Origin of the sequence: Saccharopolyspora mangrovi (genome assembly GCF_035320975.1) — a bacterium.
Classification (GTDB): Bacteria; Actinomycetota; Actinomycetes; order Mycobacteriales; family Pseudonocardiaceae; genus Saccharopolyspora; species Saccharopolyspora mangrovi.
The window spans coordinates 25839-41632 of record NZ_JAWLNX010000030.1; the positions used below are offsets into that span (position 1 = coordinate 25839).

General features: G+C 68.1%; 20 protein-coding genes. 8 read left to right on the forward strand and 12 right to left on the reverse strand.

Annotation, left to right across the window (positions count from 1 at the left end; genetic code table 11):
- Window positions 1–11: 11 nt before the first annotated feature.
- Together R4I43_RS29645 and R4I43_RS29650 are read right to left on the reverse strand one after the other, a co-directional pair.
- Window positions 12–440 carry a hypothetical protein gene (locus R4I43_RS29645; protein WP_324269000.1) on the reverse strand — a complete coding sequence of 143 codons (429 nt, stop codon included), beginning with the start codon at window positions 438–440 and terminating at the stop codon, window positions 12–14.
- A gap of 179 nt (window positions 441–619) precedes the next feature.
- Window positions 620–1501 (reverse strand): UbiA family prenyltransferase, encoded by an 882-nt coding sequence (locus tag R4I43_RS29650; RefSeq protein WP_324269001.1) that lies wholly within the window; start codon window positions 1499–1501, stop codon window positions 620–622.
- Between R4I43_RS29650 and R4I43_RS29655 the strand changes: the two genes are divergently transcribed.
- From R4I43_RS29655 to R4I43_RS29665, 3 genes are read left to right on the forward strand one after another with little or no spacing between them, the layout of a single operon-like run.
- Window positions 1403–2596 carry a type III polyketide synthase gene (locus R4I43_RS29655; protein WP_324269002.1) on the forward strand — a complete coding sequence of 398 codons (1194 nt, stop codon included), beginning with the start codon at window positions 1403–1405 and terminating at the stop codon, window positions 2594–2596. The two genes, R4I43_RS29650 and R4I43_RS29655, sit on opposite strands and share 99 nt — an antisense overlap.
- A gap of 23 nt (window positions 2597–2619) precedes the next feature.
- Window positions 2620–3111 carry an isoprenylcysteine carboxyl methyltransferase family protein gene (locus tag R4I43_RS29660; RefSeq protein WP_324269003.1) on the forward strand — a complete coding sequence of 164 codons (492 nt, stop codon included), beginning with the start codon at window positions 2620–2622 and terminating at the stop codon, window positions 3109–3111.
- Window positions 3112–3127: 16 nt separating this feature from the next.
- Window positions 3128–4147: an NAD(P)/FAD-dependent oxidoreductase gene (locus tag R4I43_RS29665; RefSeq protein WP_324269063.1), complete on the forward strand. Its 1020-nt coding sequence runs from the start codon at window positions 3128–3130 to the stop codon at window positions 4145–4147.
- A gap of 96 nt (window positions 4148–4243) precedes the next feature.
- Here R4I43_RS29665 and R4I43_RS29670 read toward each other — a convergent pair whose 3' ends face one another.
- Window positions 4244–4693, reverse strand: a complete 450-nt coding sequence (locus tag R4I43_RS29670; protein WP_407691340.1) for a DUF4383 domain-containing protein — start codon at window positions 4691–4693, stop codon at window positions 4244–4246.
- 332 nt (window positions 4694–5025) lie between these two features.
- Between R4I43_RS29670 and R4I43_RS29675 the strand changes: the two genes are divergently transcribed.
- A complete protein-coding gene (locus tag R4I43_RS29675) occupies window positions 5026–5388 on the forward strand; it encodes a hypothetical protein (RefSeq protein ID WP_324269005.1) in 363 nt (120 codons plus the stop codon).
- 260 nt (window positions 5389–5648) lie between these two features.
- Here the strand turns inward: R4I43_RS29675 and R4I43_RS34465 are convergent, their stop codons facing one another.
- Window positions 5649–5948, reverse strand: a complete 300-nt coding sequence (locus R4I43_RS34465) for a transposase family protein (protein WP_407691339.1) — start codon at window positions 5946–5948, stop codon at window positions 5649–5651.
- A 134-nt stretch (window positions 5949–6082) separates the two neighbouring features.
- Between R4I43_RS34465 and R4I43_RS29685 the strand changes: the two genes are divergently transcribed.
- Window positions 6083–6418 carry a MerR family transcriptional regulator gene (locus R4I43_RS29685; RefSeq protein WP_324269064.1) on the forward strand — a complete coding sequence of 112 codons (336 nt, stop codon included), beginning with the start codon at window positions 6083–6085 and terminating at the stop codon, window positions 6416–6418.
- Between the two features lie 140 nt (window positions 6419–6558).
- Window positions 6559–7350 (forward strand): DUF1684 domain-containing protein, encoded by a 792-nt coding sequence (locus tag R4I43_RS29690; protein WP_324269006.1) that lies wholly within the window; start codon window positions 6559–6561, stop codon window positions 7348–7350.
- A 57-nt stretch (window positions 7351–7407) separates the two neighbouring features.
- Here the strand turns inward: R4I43_RS29690 and R4I43_RS29695 are convergent, their stop codons facing one another.
- Entirely contained in the window at window positions 7408–8421 is a 1014-nt protein-coding gene (locus tag R4I43_RS29695) for an Lrp/AsnC family transcriptional regulator (protein WP_324269007.1), read from the reverse strand.
- A gap of 176 nt (window positions 8422–8597) precedes the next feature.
- On the opposite strand from R4I43_RS29695, the gene R4I43_RS29700 reads away from it, so the two are divergent.
- On the forward strand, window positions 8598–10022 hold the full coding sequence (locus R4I43_RS29700; RefSeq protein WP_324269008.1) for an MFS transporter: 1425 nt from the start codon (window positions 8598–8600) through the stop codon (window positions 10020–10022).
- 75 nt (window positions 10023–10097) lie between these two features.
- On the opposite strand, the gene R4I43_RS29705 is transcribed toward R4I43_RS29700, so the two are convergent.
- Both R4I43_RS29705 and R4I43_RS29710 read right to left on the reverse strand, forming a co-directional pair.
- Complete coding sequence (locus R4I43_RS29705; RefSeq protein ID WP_324269065.1) at window positions 10098–10604, reverse strand: GNAT family N-acetyltransferase; 507 nt, start codon at window positions 10602–10604, stop codon at window positions 10098–10100.
- A 143-nt stretch (window positions 10605–10747) separates the two neighbouring features.
- The gene (locus R4I43_RS29710) at window positions 10748–11707 is read right to left on the reverse strand and encodes an FAD-dependent oxidoreductase (protein ID WP_324269009.1); all 960 of its coding nucleotides are present in this window, start codon (window positions 11705–11707) and stop codon (window positions 10748–10750) included.
- 110 nt (window positions 11708–11817) lie between these two features.
- Here R4I43_RS29710 and R4I43_RS29715 point away from each other — a divergent pair, with 110 nt between their 5' ends.
- Window positions 11818–12702, forward strand: a complete 885-nt coding sequence (locus tag R4I43_RS29715) for a LysR family transcriptional regulator (RefSeq protein ID WP_324269010.1) — start codon at window positions 11818–11820, stop codon at window positions 12700–12702.
- Window positions 12703–12711: 9 nt separating this feature from the next.
- Here R4I43_RS29715 and R4I43_RS29720 read toward each other — a convergent pair whose 3' ends face one another.
- From R4I43_RS29720 to R4I43_RS29740, 5 genes are all read right to left on the reverse strand, one after another.
- On the reverse strand, window positions 12712–13029 hold the full coding sequence (locus tag R4I43_RS29720; RefSeq protein WP_324269011.1) for a hypothetical protein: 318 nt from the start codon (window positions 13027–13029) through the stop codon (window positions 12712–12714).
- Window positions 13026–13835 carry a DUF692 domain-containing protein gene (locus R4I43_RS29725; RefSeq protein ID WP_324269012.1) on the reverse strand — a complete coding sequence of 270 codons (810 nt, stop codon included), beginning with the start codon at window positions 13833–13835 and terminating at the stop codon, window positions 13026–13028. Before R4I43_RS29725 ends, R4I43_RS29720 begins: the two co-directional genes overlap by 4 nt.
- The gene (locus R4I43_RS29730) at window positions 13835–14692 is read right to left on the reverse strand and encodes a TIGR04222 domain-containing membrane protein (RefSeq protein ID WP_324269013.1); all 858 of its coding nucleotides are present in this window, start codon (window positions 14690–14692) and stop codon (window positions 13835–13837) included. Before R4I43_RS29730 ends, R4I43_RS29725 begins: the two co-directional genes overlap by 1 nt.
- A gap of 98 nt (window positions 14693–14790) precedes the next feature.
- Entirely contained in the window at window positions 14791–15003 is a 213-nt protein-coding gene (gene tatA / locus R4I43_RS29735; protein WP_324269014.1) for a Sec-independent protein translocase subunit TatA, read from the reverse strand.
- Window positions 15004–15162: 159 nt separating this feature from the next.
- Window positions 15163–15753, reverse strand: coding sequence for a TetR/AcrR family transcriptional regulator (locus tag R4I43_RS29740; protein WP_324269015.1), 591 nt, complete (start codon window positions 15751–15753; stop codon window positions 15163–15165).
- Between the last annotated feature and the right edge of the window lie 41 nt (window positions 15754–15794).

Below are 15794 nucleotides of genomic sequence, written 5' to 3' on the forward strand. Positions count from 1 at the left end.
GCCGACCCGCCCTATCGACCACCCTTCATGTCCTGGTTCTCATCTACGCGAAGCGCCACACCCAAGGCGAAGAAGCTAGGCGCCCATTCCCCAACGAAGATCCCCCAACGGTCCGCTCGGGCGGTCGATTCCGACGCGTTGAGCGATGCGGCCCAACTGATCACGCTCAGAGCAATAGAGAGCGTCCCCGCGGCGAACATGTGGTCGGACGTGATGCCCTTCTTTCGCAGAATGGTCAACACCGTGGCCTCCAATGAGATCAAGGGATTTGCTTCTCCTCTTGCATTTCCCGGCACAACCAACCCTAAACTCGACCGCCGTCGCCAGTCGACCAGAGCTGCAGGAACGATCAGAACCAGGTTTCTCGCGTGGGTGACGCGAAATGATGTCTTCGGCACGTCGATGCTCGCAGCAGCTTGCCGGTGGTTGAGCGTGGCCACGCTTCCTGGAAGGCGCTGTGTGCAGGACTCAGCCGGGGGCCGACGTCGAACTGGGAAACGTGATTTAGACGCTGCCGTGTTCCGCCTGGGCGCGCACCAGCGCCACAAGCACGCCAGTCGCAGCACGAAAGAAGTTCTCTCCGTTGATATTCGGCGTCTGAGCGTTCAGGGCAGCGTACTCAATTCGTGACCGCGAGCAACACGACAACGTCGAGCACCGCGATCACCACAGTGAACCGAAACGCCGTCGGGCTGTGCGGGGAACGTACCGCGATCATGGCCGTCACGACGGCTAACACAATTCCGGCCGACGAAGCCGTGACAGTGAACGCGGTCGGCGGGACTTGCGGTGCGGTGCCGAGGACGACCGATGCGGCAGCCAGTGCTGCGACCATGACGATCACGCCGGCCTGGGGGCCAAGCCGCTGTGGGAGGCCGCGCACCCCGGTCTTCGCGTCCGCACGCAGGTCGGGAAGAGCGTTCGCGACATGTGCTCCGAAACCGAGCAGTGCGCTGACGACCGGAACCCACCACGGCGGCCAGGGCTGTCCAGGCAGTGCCGCATATGGTGCGACGGGCAGCGCGCCAAAGGCAAGCAAGTAGGTCGCACCGGACCAGATCGTCGCCTTCAGCCCGAGGTTGTACGCCCACGCCGCGGCGAGTCCTATCAGCAAAGCCGCAGCGGGTCGAGGTCCGAGTAGCGACGAGAGCACGATCGCGGCAACGAGCGCCGCCGATGCGGTGAGACGGACGCCCGCCACCGGAACGATTCCTGCCGCGACTGGCTTGTCCTCTCGTCCGACTGAGCGATCTCGCGCGGCGTCGATCCAATCATTGGACCACCCGACCGACAACTGACCAGTCAGCACTGCCGCGCCGAGCAACACCACCAGCCCGAGACGGAGTCCCAAACCAGCGGCGAGAACCATGACCAAGGATGTCACCGCAAGCCCCGGCACCGGATGAGAGGCGCGGATGAAACCTCGTGCCAACTCCTGCCAGCATCGCTTGTTCGGTGCAGAACGTCCAGCACCATTGTGTCCCGCTGCGGAACAGGTCATCTGGCGAGTGTAGGCGGAAGTCGTACCGTGGAAACGGTGACAACCATTTCGGCCGTGCACGGAACGCTCCCGCCACATCGGTATCCACAAGCGCAGCTGACCGAGCTGTTCAGCCGGTTGTGCCTACCAGACCGGACTGCGCGGGCTGTGGCGAACCGAATTCACACCAGCGCACGTGTCGCTACCCGACACTTGGCCCTGCCCATCGAGCAGTACGACGAGCTGGATGGCTTTACCGCGGCGAACGACGCGTACCTCTCCGCAGCAGTGGATCTCGGATGCGATGCCGCACTCGGCGCTCTCGAAGCCGCTGGGTTCAGCGCCGCGGAGGTGGACCTCGTGTTGTCGACGACGGTTACCGGGATCGCGGTCCCCTCCCTCGACGCGCGGATCGCGGCACGCATCGGGATGCGTCCGGACGTGAAAAGAGTGCCGGTAGTGGGACTTGGCTGTCTAGCAGGCGCAGCGGGGATCGCGCGGTTGCACGACTTCCTGCGTGGCTGGCCGGGTTCGGTGGCGATGCTGGTGTCGGTCGAGCTGTGCTCGCTCACCGTCCAACGCCAGGATCGCAGCCCCGCCAACATCGTCGCGGCAGGACTGTTCGGCGACGGTGCTGCGGCACTCATCGCCGTGGGAGACGAACATGAGGCCGAGTCGACGGGACCACGTGTAGTGGACTCCGCGAGTCACCTCTACGAGAACACCCAGCGTGCCATGGGGTGGGACGTCGGTGACTCGGGCCTGAAGGTGGTGCTGGGAGCGGAAGTGCCTGATCTCGTGCGCAAGCACCTGGCACAGGACGTCGAACAGCTGCTGGCCCCGCACGGGATCGGGGTCGAGGACATCGCTCGCTGGATTTGCCACCCCGGCGGGCCGAAGGTCATCGAAGCTGTTCAGTCGGTGTTGGGCCTCGACGAGGACGACCTGGCGATGACGTGGCGCTCGCTGCACCGGATCGGCAATGTGTCGTCATCCTCGGTGCTGCACGTCCTCGCTGACACGCTCACTTCCAGACCCGCGTCCCCGGGTGATTGGGGTGTGATGATGGCGATGGGCCCGGGATTCTGTTCAGAACTGGTGCTCCTGCGGTGGTAACCCAAGCCTTGTACACGGTCCTGGTGGGCCTGGTCGCATCAGAGCGCATGGCCGAGTTGGCGGTCGCGAAACGCAACTTGGCGTGGAGTTTGTCCCAAGGCGGGCGAGAGTCCGGATCCTCGCACTACCCCTTCATGGTCGCGCTGCACACCGGACTGCTGGTCGGCTGCGTGATCGAGGTATGGCTGACTGCCCGAGTCTTTTCGGGCTTGCTGGGCTGGCCGATGCTCGCTTTGGTCGTCGCGTCACAGGCACTGCGGTGGTGGTGCATCCGTGTCCTCGGGTACCGGTGGAACACCCGCATCGTGATAGTCCCAGGTCTCCCCCTGGTCACCAACGGCCCCTACCGCTTTCTCCCTCACCCGAACTACGTCGCGGTGACCGTCGAAGGATTCGCGCTGCCGCTCGTCCATGGCGCGTGGCTAACAGCGGTCATCTTCACCGCGTTGAACGCGTCGCTGCTCTCGGTGCGGATGCGTGCGGAGGGCGAAGCGTTGAGGTCGGCACGTGCTTAAGCATTTTCACGACGTCGTGGTCGCTGGTGGAGGCCCCGCCGGCCTCGCGGTCGCGCTGGGATGTGCACAAGCTGGCTTGGACGTCGTCGTGTGCGAAAAGCGCCCCGGAGTGATCGACAAAGCCTGTGGAGAAGGCTTGATGCCTGGCGCCGTCCGCGCACTCGGGGCGCTTGGGGTCGACCCACCCGGCCACCCCATCGAGGGCATCACCTATCGGCAGGGCTCGACGGTCGCCCGGGCTGCGTTCCGCACCGGATCCGGCAGAGGGGTACGGCGCACAACACTGCACAGCGCCCTGCGCTGCGCGGTAGAACGGCACGGCGTACCGATGCTGACGTCCCCGATCCGCACCTTTTCCCAGCACAGCGATCACATCCGCGCGGAGGGGCTGCGAGCGCGATACCTCGTCGCGGCCGATGGGCTGCATTCCACGGTCCGCGAACTCGCCGGACTGACGAAGGTCAACACGGCATGCTCGACGCGGGTTCCGCGTTGGGGTTTGCGCCGCCACTACGCCCTCGCTCCGTTCACCGACACGGTCGAGGTGACGTGGGCGTCGCAGTCCGAGGCGTACGTGACGCCGGTCGGACCGAACACCATCGGGGTCGCGATCCTCTCCTCCGTCCGTGGCGGGTTCACCCAGCAACTCTCCGCCTTCCCAGACCTGTCTGCACGAATCGCGGATGCGGAACCGATCAGCTCCGTCCGTGGTGCTGGCCCGTTCCGCCAGCACGCATCGAGCCGCGTCGCGGGCCGCGTCCTGCTCGTTGGAGACGCAGCCGGCTATGTGGACGCCCTCACCGGTGAAGGACTAGCGGTGTCTCTGGTCACCGCGGCAGAGCTCGTGCGCTGCATCAGGCTGGATCGACCCGCCGACTACGAGCGCGCCTGGGAGAGGACGTCACGGCGGTCACGATGGCTGACCGAGGCCCTGCTGTGGTCCCGGCGGCAACCGTCACTCGCCCGGCGGATCGTGCCGGCCGCCGCCAAGAATCCGCGGCTCTTCGCCTTCGCTGTCGACCAGCTCGCACGATGACGTCGCGCCCAAGAGTAAGGCCCAGCAATCGCCGTAGGCACCGCCGTGCGCCGCGACGCCCTGCGCGGGAACAGATCAGTTAACGACCACACGGCCTCAGTCGCTGGTGCCCCTTCCAGAGGTCGAGCGGCGGCGGGTGCCTGCCTGCCAAATCAGCGCGCCTACTGCGATCATCCCGAGGCCCAGGAAGAGGTGCAGCCAATTGTCTGCAGTATTCAACGGGACGAAGTTGGCCGCACTGTCCATGTCGACGATGAGGCCGTAGATCCACAACACCAGGTATACAGCGCCTCCCCCGACGAGAAACGAGATCGCGCCGCCGGCAGTGCGGGCCAACGCAAGGCCGACGATGCCGAACAGGAGGTGCACGATGTTGTGCAAGATCGATACTTGGAAAATACCAAGCAACATCGCGGTGGAGTGGTGGCCGGCGAATGTCATCCCCTCGTATTCGGTTGTGACCCCGGGGATGAAACCAAGAATGCCGACGAGCAAGAAGACCCCCGCGACGACTGTTGCGGCAATCCGTGCGGGTGACTTGGTCATTGAACCGCCTGTGGTTGTCCCGCTCATGATTTTTCCCTCCTCGCGCATTGGCAGGTTCTCGGCTACCCGCTACAAGTCGCAGCGACACGTCGCGCCCGGTGGCATGACCCGATACCGCACACGGGGGACCGCGACGGACGACGCCAATGGTCTGCACGACCAGCGTGCACGCGGTAGGATGCGGAAGTCACCTTAGGGCCCGTGACGCTGGGAGTTGTGCTGCTCGTGGGACTCACTGAGGTGCGAGCCGGCGCGCATTGGCGGCGGCTCCGATTCGGCCTCGCAGCTGACGATAGCAAATTTGCCTGATCGACTTGGCAGAGGCAGGAGCCATGGCTCAACATCCCCTCGAAGAAATGTACGCCGCCCGGGACGCGCTCGACCGGGCCGCGAGAAAATGCGCAGGGACTGACCTCGCCCAACTGGATTGGCCCCCGTTCGGCGCGGCGTTGCTCGGCGTGCTGGGTTCGTTGCACCACCTGGCCGACGAGTTGACCAACAAGCTCGACCAGGTGGACCGAGACAGCCTGTACCAGGAAGCGCTGCGCGACCGCCCCCAGGAGGCTCTTGATCGCGCGATCGGAGACCTCGAATGCATGACCGCGGTTCTCGCGTCAGCTATGCGTCACGCTGGCGAGTATTGGGAAGAGGCACAGCACATCCACGAAGACACCATCTCCCGCGAACGGGAGTGATACCGGTTTTCAGAACGTGCGCCACCTCGGTGAACGCCTCGCACCGCACGGCCGATCGCGATCAACTAACCACACTTCGGCAAGTCCTGTGATCGCGTACGCCAGCGACGCCGTGCCCCACGAGGCGAACGCTTTCGCCGCCGGCGAGACTACCGCGTCCACTTCGGACGCGCTGGCCAGTGCCACCTGGCCCGTCTGCGTACCGGTGGCTGGGCTCGTCACCGGACCGAGCCGACCCGAGGTTCCCTCGACGGCCCCTGCTATCGACCACAACACGCAGGTAGCTGCTCTTTTGGTTGGGGCGTGGGGTCTTTGGGCGATGAGGGCTGCGGAGATGGGGCGGCCGGAGGCGGTGGTGGCCAAAGTGCTGGCTGCGCGGAATTAGTCGCGAGGATCTTCCAGCACTTCATCTCTGCCAGTGCGTGTTCCACGCGAGCACGGATCCTGCGGTTGGTGGCGTTGAGCTCTTCCTGCCAGTCCGGCAGCGGTTGGCCGTCGGATCGCTTGCAGTAAGTCATGATCACGGCGGTGTTGCACTTGTAGCCGCAATCGGTCATCACCGCCCACCCGGCGAGTTTGCCGTCGACCCGGACTCGCGATACACCGCAGTCGTTGCGATTGCCCGGCTGCGGGTCACGGTGGAGACCCGCGGCCGGCAGAGGCAAGTCTCGAAGCCGCGGGCCGTCCGCTCCGCATCGGAGATCTCGCCGCGCTCACGTCCGCGACGCCCCGGATGCTGCGGTACTACGAGAACCAGGGGCTCATCGCGGCGGAGCGCTCCTCGACCGGTCAACGCCTGTTCGACCCCTCGGTCATCGATCAGGTCCGTTCCATCCGTCGCTTGCTCGGGGCGGGCCTGCCCGTCGAAGCCATCCGCGAACTCCTCGACTGCATCCACGACACCGACCGGCTCGAACCGTGCGCAGTGCCGCTGCTCGTCGACCACCTCCACGCCTACGACGGCCGCATCGCCGAGCTGACCAGCACGCGAGACGCACTCCAGGGCCTGATCGACGCGTCGAGCAAGTGAGCCCGGTTCCACGCTGTGGACGGGGCCGCCGTGCTGCGGGCGGCTCCGTATCGTCGATGGCATCGACCCTCGGGAGGCATCGTCGCTCGCCCTGTCGGCGGCGACGGTGTCGCGGCCGGATGCGACTTGATGGAGGAGCCGTGAGTACGTTCATCGAGCAGTGGCAGGACTGGCACGCCAATCGCGAGCGCGGCCTCGCCGACCCCTACGGCTGGCTGGCCCTGGTTTCCCTGGACTGGCTGACCGCCGTTCCCACCACGTACTCGGCGGCGCCGGGCGTGTGGTGGCAGGACGCCGAGGCCGCGTACGTCGATCCGCAGGGCGAGGAGCTGTCCTACGAGGGCGAGCCGCTCACCGGGGTCCAGCGCTTCGAGCTGGTCAACAGCGGGCCAGGCACCCGGGTGTCGGCCGGTGACGTGGAGGTCGAGGTGGCGCGCCGCTCCGGCTACCTGATCCGGGTGCATTCGCCGAAATCCCCAGCGCTGCGCGACTTCCGAGGTGTGCCGACCTACCAGCCAGACCCGGACTGGGTGGTCACTGGCACTTACGAAGCGTTCGCCGAGCCGCGACCGACGACGGTCGGCGCCGTCACGCCGGGCTTGAACCACGTGTACCAGGCTCCCGGCCTCGTGCGCTTCGAGCACGACGGCACCGAGTACGCGCTCACCGCGTTCAACGGAAAGTCCGGCAGTGGCCTGAACATCCTGTTCACCGACGCCACCAGCGGCGTGACGACCTACCCGGCGAACCGCTCGGTGGCCACCGCCGAACCGGCCGCCGACGGCACCGTCGAGCTCGACTTCAACCGCGCGATCAACCTCCCGTGCGCCTTCACCGATTTCGCCACGTGCCCGCTGCCACCAGAGGGAAACCACCTGCCGTTCGAGGTGACGGCGGGCGAGCTGCTCCCCTACGAGCGATCCGAGCACTGAACTCGTCCGGAACGAATGGGGCGACGAACACGACCTGGCGGCGCGGTGCCGACCGCTCTAGCAGGAGTTGAACGTGGATTCTCCTTGGGGCGGAGGTGGGGCGGGGACTTTCCTGAGTGCCGTTCGGCGTGCTCGGGCTGCTGACCAGGGGCGCATCGGTACGACGCCGGTGGCGCGTCCGGAGTCGTCGAGCAGTCGGCCCATGCGCTTGACCGTCCGCAGGTTCACGAGGGTGTCGTGCACCGCGAAGCTCGGGAAGTTCCGGGCCACCAACTGCTCGAACTGCGGGACCGCGCTGATCGACGGCAGCCACATCGTCGCGAGGAGGTTGTGCTCGCCGGTGACCGTCGCGCACATCCGGACCGGTGCCAGTCCGGAGAGCCCGGCCGCCACGCGGTCGACGTCCACCGCGGCGACGCGTCCGCGCAGGGTGGCCGTGACCGGCAGGCCGACCAGCTGCGCTGCCACCTCGCAGCGCAGGGACAGCACGCGGGATCGCAGCATCGCGGTGATCCGGCGTCGCGCCGTCGCTTGGCTGGTACCGGCTTCCTGGGCGAGTTCGGCGTAGGTGGCCCGGCCGTTCGCGGACAGCAGCCGAGCCAGCCTCCGGTCGAGTGCGCTGAAGGTGATCGAGGTGCCCGGTTGCTGGCGTTCGACGCCCGGGTCGAGCGCCGCGTGCGCCGAGGCGCCCAGCGCGTGCAGCCGCCAGTTCGCCGCTTCGCTGTAGAAGTGGGTGGCCAGCGCGGTCGTCGTCCTGGTCAACCCGGGAATTTGTTCGAGGCGCCGACTGAGGTAGGCGTTGAGCGATTCGAGGTTCTCGGCCGCGATGGTGAGCAGCAGGTCCTGGGATCCGGTGGTGATCTCCACGGACAAGCAGCAGGGGTCGTCGGCGAGAGTCGCCGCGACGTGGTCCTTGGTGCCTGGTCGGCACCGGAGGGTCACGAGCGCGACGCAGTCCCCGCCGGAGTGGGGGTTGAAGTACGCGGTGGTCCAGGCGTCGCCGCGGCTGGCGAGCCGCTCCCAGCGCCGGGCCACGGCATCGGCCGAGCGGACTCCGAGCGAGGCGGCCACCGCCGACCACGGTGCCCGCGGCCAAATCTGAAGCGCATTCACGAGCGCGAGGTCCGATTCGCTGAGCATGACCGATTTCTGCGCCACGGTCCGGAATGATGACGGATTCACCAACTTCCGACAATGCTTTCGGTCCGTGCCTCAACATGCCTCCAACTGCGAGGAAGGAGGCGCTGGTGACCTCTGCTGCACCGCTGCCCACAGGTACGGAACTGCTCGCCCGCCTGGACCGGCTCCCCGTCGGCAAGCCGCATCGCCGGCTGATGCTGCAGGGTGGGCTCGGCTACCTCTTCGAGTCCTACGACGCCGTGCTGCTCGGCTACGCCGCCACTGCTGTGGTCGCGTTGTGGAAGGTCGAGTCCGGGATGGCCGGCTGGTTGCTGGCGTCGGTGTTCATCGGCTTCCTGATCGGCGCGTTGATCGCCGGGGTGCTCGCCGACCGGATCGGCCGCCGCCGCGTGCTGATGTACGCGCTGCTCGTGTACGTCGCGTTCACCCTCGTCGCGGCGACCGCGTCCAGCCCAGGGGAACTGTTCCTCTGGCGCGTGCTCAGCGGCATCGGGGTGGGCGCCGAAGCCACCATGATCGTGCCCTACATCGCGGAGTTCCTCCCGGCCCGCAACCGCGGGCGCAACATCGGCAACACGATGATGTTCATCGGGTTCGGCTACGTCCTGGCCGGGCTGAGCGCGGTCCTCGTGATCAGCCCGGCGCCGGAGCCGGGGTGGCGCATCGCCTGCATGATCGGCGCTGCGCCGGTGCTGCTGCTGCTCTGGTGGCGCCGGAACCTGGTGGAGTCGCCGCGGTTCCTGATCAGCCAAGGCCGGATCGCGGAAGCCACCGAGATCGTCGAGCGCTTCGAGCGGGAGATCGCGGTCAAGGGCGAACTGCCGCCCGTCCCGGAGACCTCGGAGGCGACCGAGGAGCGCAAGACGTCGCGGCGCAACGCCCTGCGCCAGTTCGCGGCCTTGTGGGGACCCGGTCTCGCAGGTCGCACCGCCGTGGTGTGCGTGCTGTGGTTCGCCATCCAGGCCACGCACTACGGCTACGGCACGTGGTTGCCCACGCTGCTGGTGCTCAAGGGGTTCACGATCACCAAGAGCTTCGCCTTCACGCTGGCCAGCGCGGTGGCCCAGGTGCCGGGCTACTACGTGGCGGCGGCCATCAGCGAACGCCTCGACCGCAAGTGGACGATCGTGGTGTTCATGGCGTGCAGCATCGGCTGCGCGGCCGGTCTGGGCACGGCGACCACCGAGGTGTCGATCTTCTGCTTCATCGTCGCGCTGTCGTTCTTCATGAACGGTGTCGCCGGGCCGATGTACGCCTACACGTCCGAGATCTACCCGACCGCCACCCGCACCACCGGCATGGGGTTGGCCAGCGCGACCGCCCGGGTCGGTGCGATCTCGGCACCGGTGGCGATCGGTTACCTGTACGCGGACCTCGGTTTCGGCGGAGTTTTCGCCGTCCTGTGCGGGCTCCTGCTGGTGGGCGCCGTCGTGCTCGCCGCGCTGGGCTTGCGCACCGCCGGGCGCAGCCTGGAGTCGCTGAACGCGACGGCAGAACCGGTCGCGCGCGTCCGTGACGATCGGCTCAGCTGAGCGGTAGCGGCGGAGAGGTCGGCGGTTCCCGGTGGGATCGCCGACCTCTTCGATCGACTGGGACTGGATCGAGCCCTAGCGGGTCAGCTCGTCGGCGAGCAGGTCCATGAGCATCCCGTCGTGCCAGTGGCCGTCCGGTCCGCGTTCGTACTGGCGCATGACACCGACCGGGCGGAAGCCGACCTTGCTGTAGCAGCGAATGGCCGCGGTGTTGTCCGCCGCCGGATCGATCACCAGGCGGTGGTAACCGTGATCGACGATCAGGTGGCGAGCGAGCGTGTGAACCGCGTCAGTGCCCAAGCCCTGTCCGTGCGCGGCTGGATCGATGTATATGTCCATGCTGGCGTGCCGGTAGTCCGGTTCGGTTTCGGCGCTCCACTGGATCGCGCCGATCAGCCGGCCGTCCTTCTCGATCACGAAGGTCGCCGCGTCCGGATCAGCGAGTTCCGCAGCCACGGCCGCGGTGAGGTCCTCACCGCCCCGCCACCGCCGATACACCTCGGGCTTCGCGCGGATCTGCGCCAACGCGTTCACATCGCCGTCGGTGGGCGGCCGCATCGTCACCAAGTCCCCGCGCAACATCGTCCCCACCACCAGGAGCGTATGGCCGAGCACCAGGTCGTTCAAGGCGATTGCTGCAACGCAGGACGCTGGTGCTGAGGGCCGTGGCCGAAGGGTGAGACCTCCGTGAGGCAGCGATACCGGCCTCGTGCGGTCGTTTTCGCCTAGTCCCAGGCGTGTTCGATGAGCGCTGCGGTTTCGCGGGCGGTTCCCCAGGAGAGGGTGATCCCTGCGCCGCCGTGGCCGTAGTTGTGGACGACCTCTCGGCCGGGGACCAGGCGTCGGTCGAGTTCGACGCGCGGGCCGTCTTCGCGGACGGGGCGCAGTCCGGCGTGGTGCTCGAGGATGCGGGCTTCGCGCAGCTCGGGGACGAGTTCGGTGGCTCGTGCCCACAGGGCCCGTGCCGTGCCGGGGTCGGGCGCGGTGTCGTTCCTCCCGCGCTCGAAGGTGCCTCCGATGATCACGTCGTGGCGGCGCGGGTGGACGTAGGTGTGGCCGCCGGGGTTGTGCTCGTCCCGGACGGACACCGCGAGGCCCGGGTTGGACGCGCGGATGACCTGGCCGCGCACCGGTTGGACGGTCTCGTCGCCGCACAGCTTTCGGGCGGCCAGCCCGGTCGCGTTCACCACGAACCTCGCGCGGTCGGCGATGTCCGCCAGCGACGCCACGTTCTCGGTGCGCACGTGGACGCCGAGTTCCGAGGCCCGTTCGTGCAGCCAGGGCAGGTACATCGGAACCTCCACCATCGGCACGGAGAACCGCCAGCTGCCGGTGAACGGGGCGTCCGCGTCCTCGGTGGCGAACCCGGGCACGGCCGTCGACCACCACGGGTCTGCGGGCAGCGGGCGCCGGTGCAGCATGCGGGTGCCGATCATCCGCACCCCGGGCACTCCGCGTTCCGCCTGGTCGGCGAAGACGTCGAAGCTCTCCTGCGCGAAGCTCAACGCGCGTTCGCTGCCGCCGATGCCGACCGGGTACCAGACCGCAGCCGCGAGCCACGACGTCGTCCTCGCGGGTGCGTCAGCCGTCATCACGCACACCCGGGCACCGCGCCGGCGCAGCTCGACGGCGCAGGTCATCCCCACGATGCCGCCACCGACCACCACGACGTCGAACTCCTCCACCGCTACCTCGCTCCCACGACGACACGAACGAGCCCAGTGCACGTCGCCTGCCAGGGCGTTGTCCAAGATCGGATTGGTATGCGCCCATAAGGAGCGCTTATGGTTGCTGGATGGAGGTTCGTCGGCTGCGCTACCTGGTCCACCTGGCCGAGCACCGCAGCTTCACGCGCGCGGCGGCGGCGCTGCACATCGCCCAGCCCGCGCTCAGCCAGCAGATCCGCTTGCTCGAACGCGAGCTCGGCGCAGAACTCGTCTCCCGGCTGCCCACCGGGGTGGAACTGACTCCGGTCGGTGAGGTCGCGGTCGCCGAAGGCCGGCAGGTGCTCGATCGCCTCGATCGCGCCGAACGGGCCATCCGCGAGGCGGTCACCGGCCAGGTCGGACGGTTGCGCATCGCCTACACGCGCTCGGCCCCTGGTGGCGTGGCGTCCGACCTCGTCGACCGATTCCGCGCGCACCACCCCGGCATCGAACTCGCGCTCACGACGGGGTGGACCGCCCGCAACATCGCCGATCTGCGGGACGGGTCGCTGGACGCCGCGTTCGTGCGCCCACCGCTGGAGATCCCGGACCTGCGCTGCGACACCCTGAGCACCGAGGAACTCCTGCTGGCCGTCCCCGCGGAGCACGAGCTGGCGTCAGTTCGCACCGTGCGCCGCGACCAGATCGCGGACCAACCCGTGATCTTGTGGCCGCGGGAGAACGCGCCGGGCATGTACGACCGGATCGTCAACCAGCTCTGGCCGGGATCAACCCCGCGTGTCGTGCGCGAGGAACCCGACGACGAACAGCTCATCCGCGCCGTCGCCGACAACGCCGGCATCGCACCCGTCCCCGCACCTCGCGCACGCTCCCTGCGCACCCGCGGGGTACGACTCAAGCACCTCGCCGCGCCACGCCCCACCGTCGAGCTCGCCCTGGCCTACCAACCGGACACGAGCCCCGCACTCGACCATTTTCTCGAACTGCGCGACGTCAACGCGAGGCAGGGTTGATCCGTCGGTTCAACGCTTCCACCAGCTCCGTCGGTGGTGGCGTTTGAGCCAGCGGGCGAAGGCTGCTGCGTCGTCTCTGGCTCGTTGGTCGGGGTGGCGGGGGTGGTCGGTGGCGTAGGTGTCGAAGAGCGGGCGGAAGTCGTCGCCGAGGTCGTCTGCCAGGTCCGGTCGGAGTTTCTCCACGACTCGGCGGCGCTTGTTGAGCAGGGCTCGTTGTTGGACTCGGAGCTGGTCGTGGTCGAAGCCGGGTGGGTCCTGGGCTTGGCCGAGGAGGGCGGCGAGCAGCTGCTCCTGCTGCGCGGCCAGGTGTTCTCGGGCGTCGGTCATCGTGCGATCGCCGTGCGGATCGCGGTCAGTTCGGCGGCGAGTTCGTCGTCGCTGGGGAACTGGTCGTCGCGCTCCAGCAGGACTCCCGGTGGGGACGTTCGCGCGTGGAGCTCGGCGAGCAGGTCGAGGACCTCGTGCAGGACGGGGTGGGCGTGGGTGTCGTGGTAGACGCCGTCCCGCCAGGTTCCGCCGCCGACGTGCACGTAGGCGATCCGGTCCAGCGGCACGGCGTCCAGGAATTCCCGGGGGTCGGTGCCGAGGTTGTGGGCGTTGGCGTAGAGGTTCGCCACGTCGAGGATCAGCCGGCAGTCCGTGCGATCCACCAAGCGGGACAGGAACTCGGCCTCGCTGAACTCGGCGCCGGGCCATTCCACCAGCGCCGCCACGTGCTCCAGCGCCAGCGGAACGGGCAGCAGCCCCTGAGCCCGTCGCACGTTCTCCACCAACACGTCGAGCGAGTCGGTGGTGCGCGGCGTGGGCAGGATGTGCCCGGCTTCCCACGATCCTGCGCGGGTGAACGCGACGTGATCGCTCACCAGCGGCGCGTCGAGGGCGGTGGCCACGCGCGCCAGGTGCCGAACGCGGTCGGTGTCGACGGGTTGGGCGCCGGCCAGCGACAGCGACACGGCGTGCGGCAGGACCGGCAGGCCGCGTTCGCGGAGCAGGCGCAGCGATTCGGGGATCCGGCGCGGGTTGACGTCTTCGGCGACGCACTCCACGAAGTCCACGTCGAGGCGTTCCACGGTGATGTCGATGTCGCGGCGCCAGCCGATCCCCACGCCCAGATGCGGTGTTCCGGCGGTCATCAGGCTCCGCCTCCACCGCATCCACCGCCGCTGCCTCCGCAGCTGGAGGACCCGCCACCGGCGCCACCACCGGTGCCCGATGCGTACGCCAGGCGCGCGACGGTCGGATCGGGATGGGCTCCCAGCCCGCGCTGCGCGACGAGCTCCACCGCCGAGGCCACCACGACCGCTCCGAGATCGGAATGAGGCCGATTCCCGCTGTACTCGCCGGTGTCGGGAAGAGGTGGTGCGGTTCGTTTCCGCATCGCATCACCGGCACGCGTGCGCAGCGGGTGGCCACAGCCCACGGCGGCGGCTGCCCAGGCGATCAGGGTCGCGGCCAGCTCGAGGACGAGGTAGCCGACCGGGTAGCCGAGCACGAGTCCGTTCACGCCCCGCACCACGGCGATGAGCGCCAGCACCGGGAATCCCCGCACCAACGCCCGCAGCAAGGCATGCGGGCGCGGCGTGACCAGCAGGCCTTCGTCGACGAGACGTCGTCGCAGCGAGTCGCAGACATCGCTGCGGCGGAACGCCTTGCGCAGCGGGCCGAGCTTGCCGGGGCGGCCGATCAGCGACCACACTTCGCGCTGCACGTCATCCTCACCGCCGATGTCGGCGCGGTGCAGCTCCTGAGCCCGGGTGACTCGCACCCGCCCGTCATCGATCAGGCCCGCCAAGGCGGTGTCGACGACCCGGTCGCCGCCGCCGTTGAGGAACGCCCGCTCGTAGAGGTCCGGGACGTGCGTGACGGTTCCAGGTGAGCGCTGCGCCTTCACCGCGCTGCCGACGACCGCGACGACGGCGCACCACACGACGACAGCCCCGCCGTAGAGCACCAGGAATTCCGGTCCGCTGAGCCCCCACGGCTGTTCCATGATCCCCCACAGCAGTTCTCAGGTGAACCGCGCGATCCCTGTGAACGCGGATCCACACCGTTGGACGCGTGAGTCCTGAGGTCGGTTCCTGTTGCGGGTCAACCCGGTTGGGATTCTCCGTCGGACGAACGTGGCGGCGCATCGGACCGCCGGGCTTCTTCCTCGTCGGTTCGCAGGCCGCGGGCTTCCGCCTTGAGCACGCGCGCGGACTGCCCCAGCGAACGCGCGACCTGCGGCAACTTGCTCGAACCGAACAGCAGCACGACCACACCGAGCACGATCAACCAGTGCCATGCGCTCAACGACCCCATGCGCGCGCATCCCCTCACCCGCAGCGACTCACGATTCGACCGCAGTCTACCGATCCCGAAACGCGCTGCGGCAATTGCGGATTCGCCGCATTCTCGCCATTTGCGGTTTTCCTTCCCAGACGTTCCCCATGCCGGAAATCTCGGATCCTCGGTTGCGAATCAGCGGCCCAGGTTGTCGAGGTAGCTTTCGATCATCGCCTGCTGGGTCTCGCGGGTGGTCTCGTCGGGGCCGAGGACGGCGAGGACTTGGGCCCCGTTGAGCATGGCGAGGAGTTGCTCGACGAGGGCGTCGTCGGCGACGGGGGTGCGGATCGTGCCCTCCTCGCGGCCCTCCGCCAGGATCCGGCGGAGCTGCTGTCGCCACTGGGCCATCGCCTCGGCCCACACCTCTTCGAGCTGGGCGTCGGCGAGGGCGCGTTGCCAGAACGGGAGCACGACTCGGGCTTCGAGTTCGGTGACGTCCTCGGCCGGCATGACCTCCTGGCAGAACACGCGCAGGGCGGCGAGTCCGGTCAGGCCCGCCAGGCGCTGCTGGATGCGGGTGTTGGTGTTGTCGAAGACTCGGACGAACGCGGTCTTGACCAGCGCGTTCTTGTCCGGGAAGTAGTGCTTGAGCGCGCCGTTGGCCATCCCGAGCGCGTCGGTGATGGCGCGCATGGTGGTCGCGTCGATGCCGCGCTCGGCGATGAGCCGCCACGTGGTGTCGGCGATCTCCGCGCGCCGCTGCTGGTGATCAACCTTCTTCGGCACGGCACTTCCTGTCTCGATTCACACCCCAACGGTAACCGGGA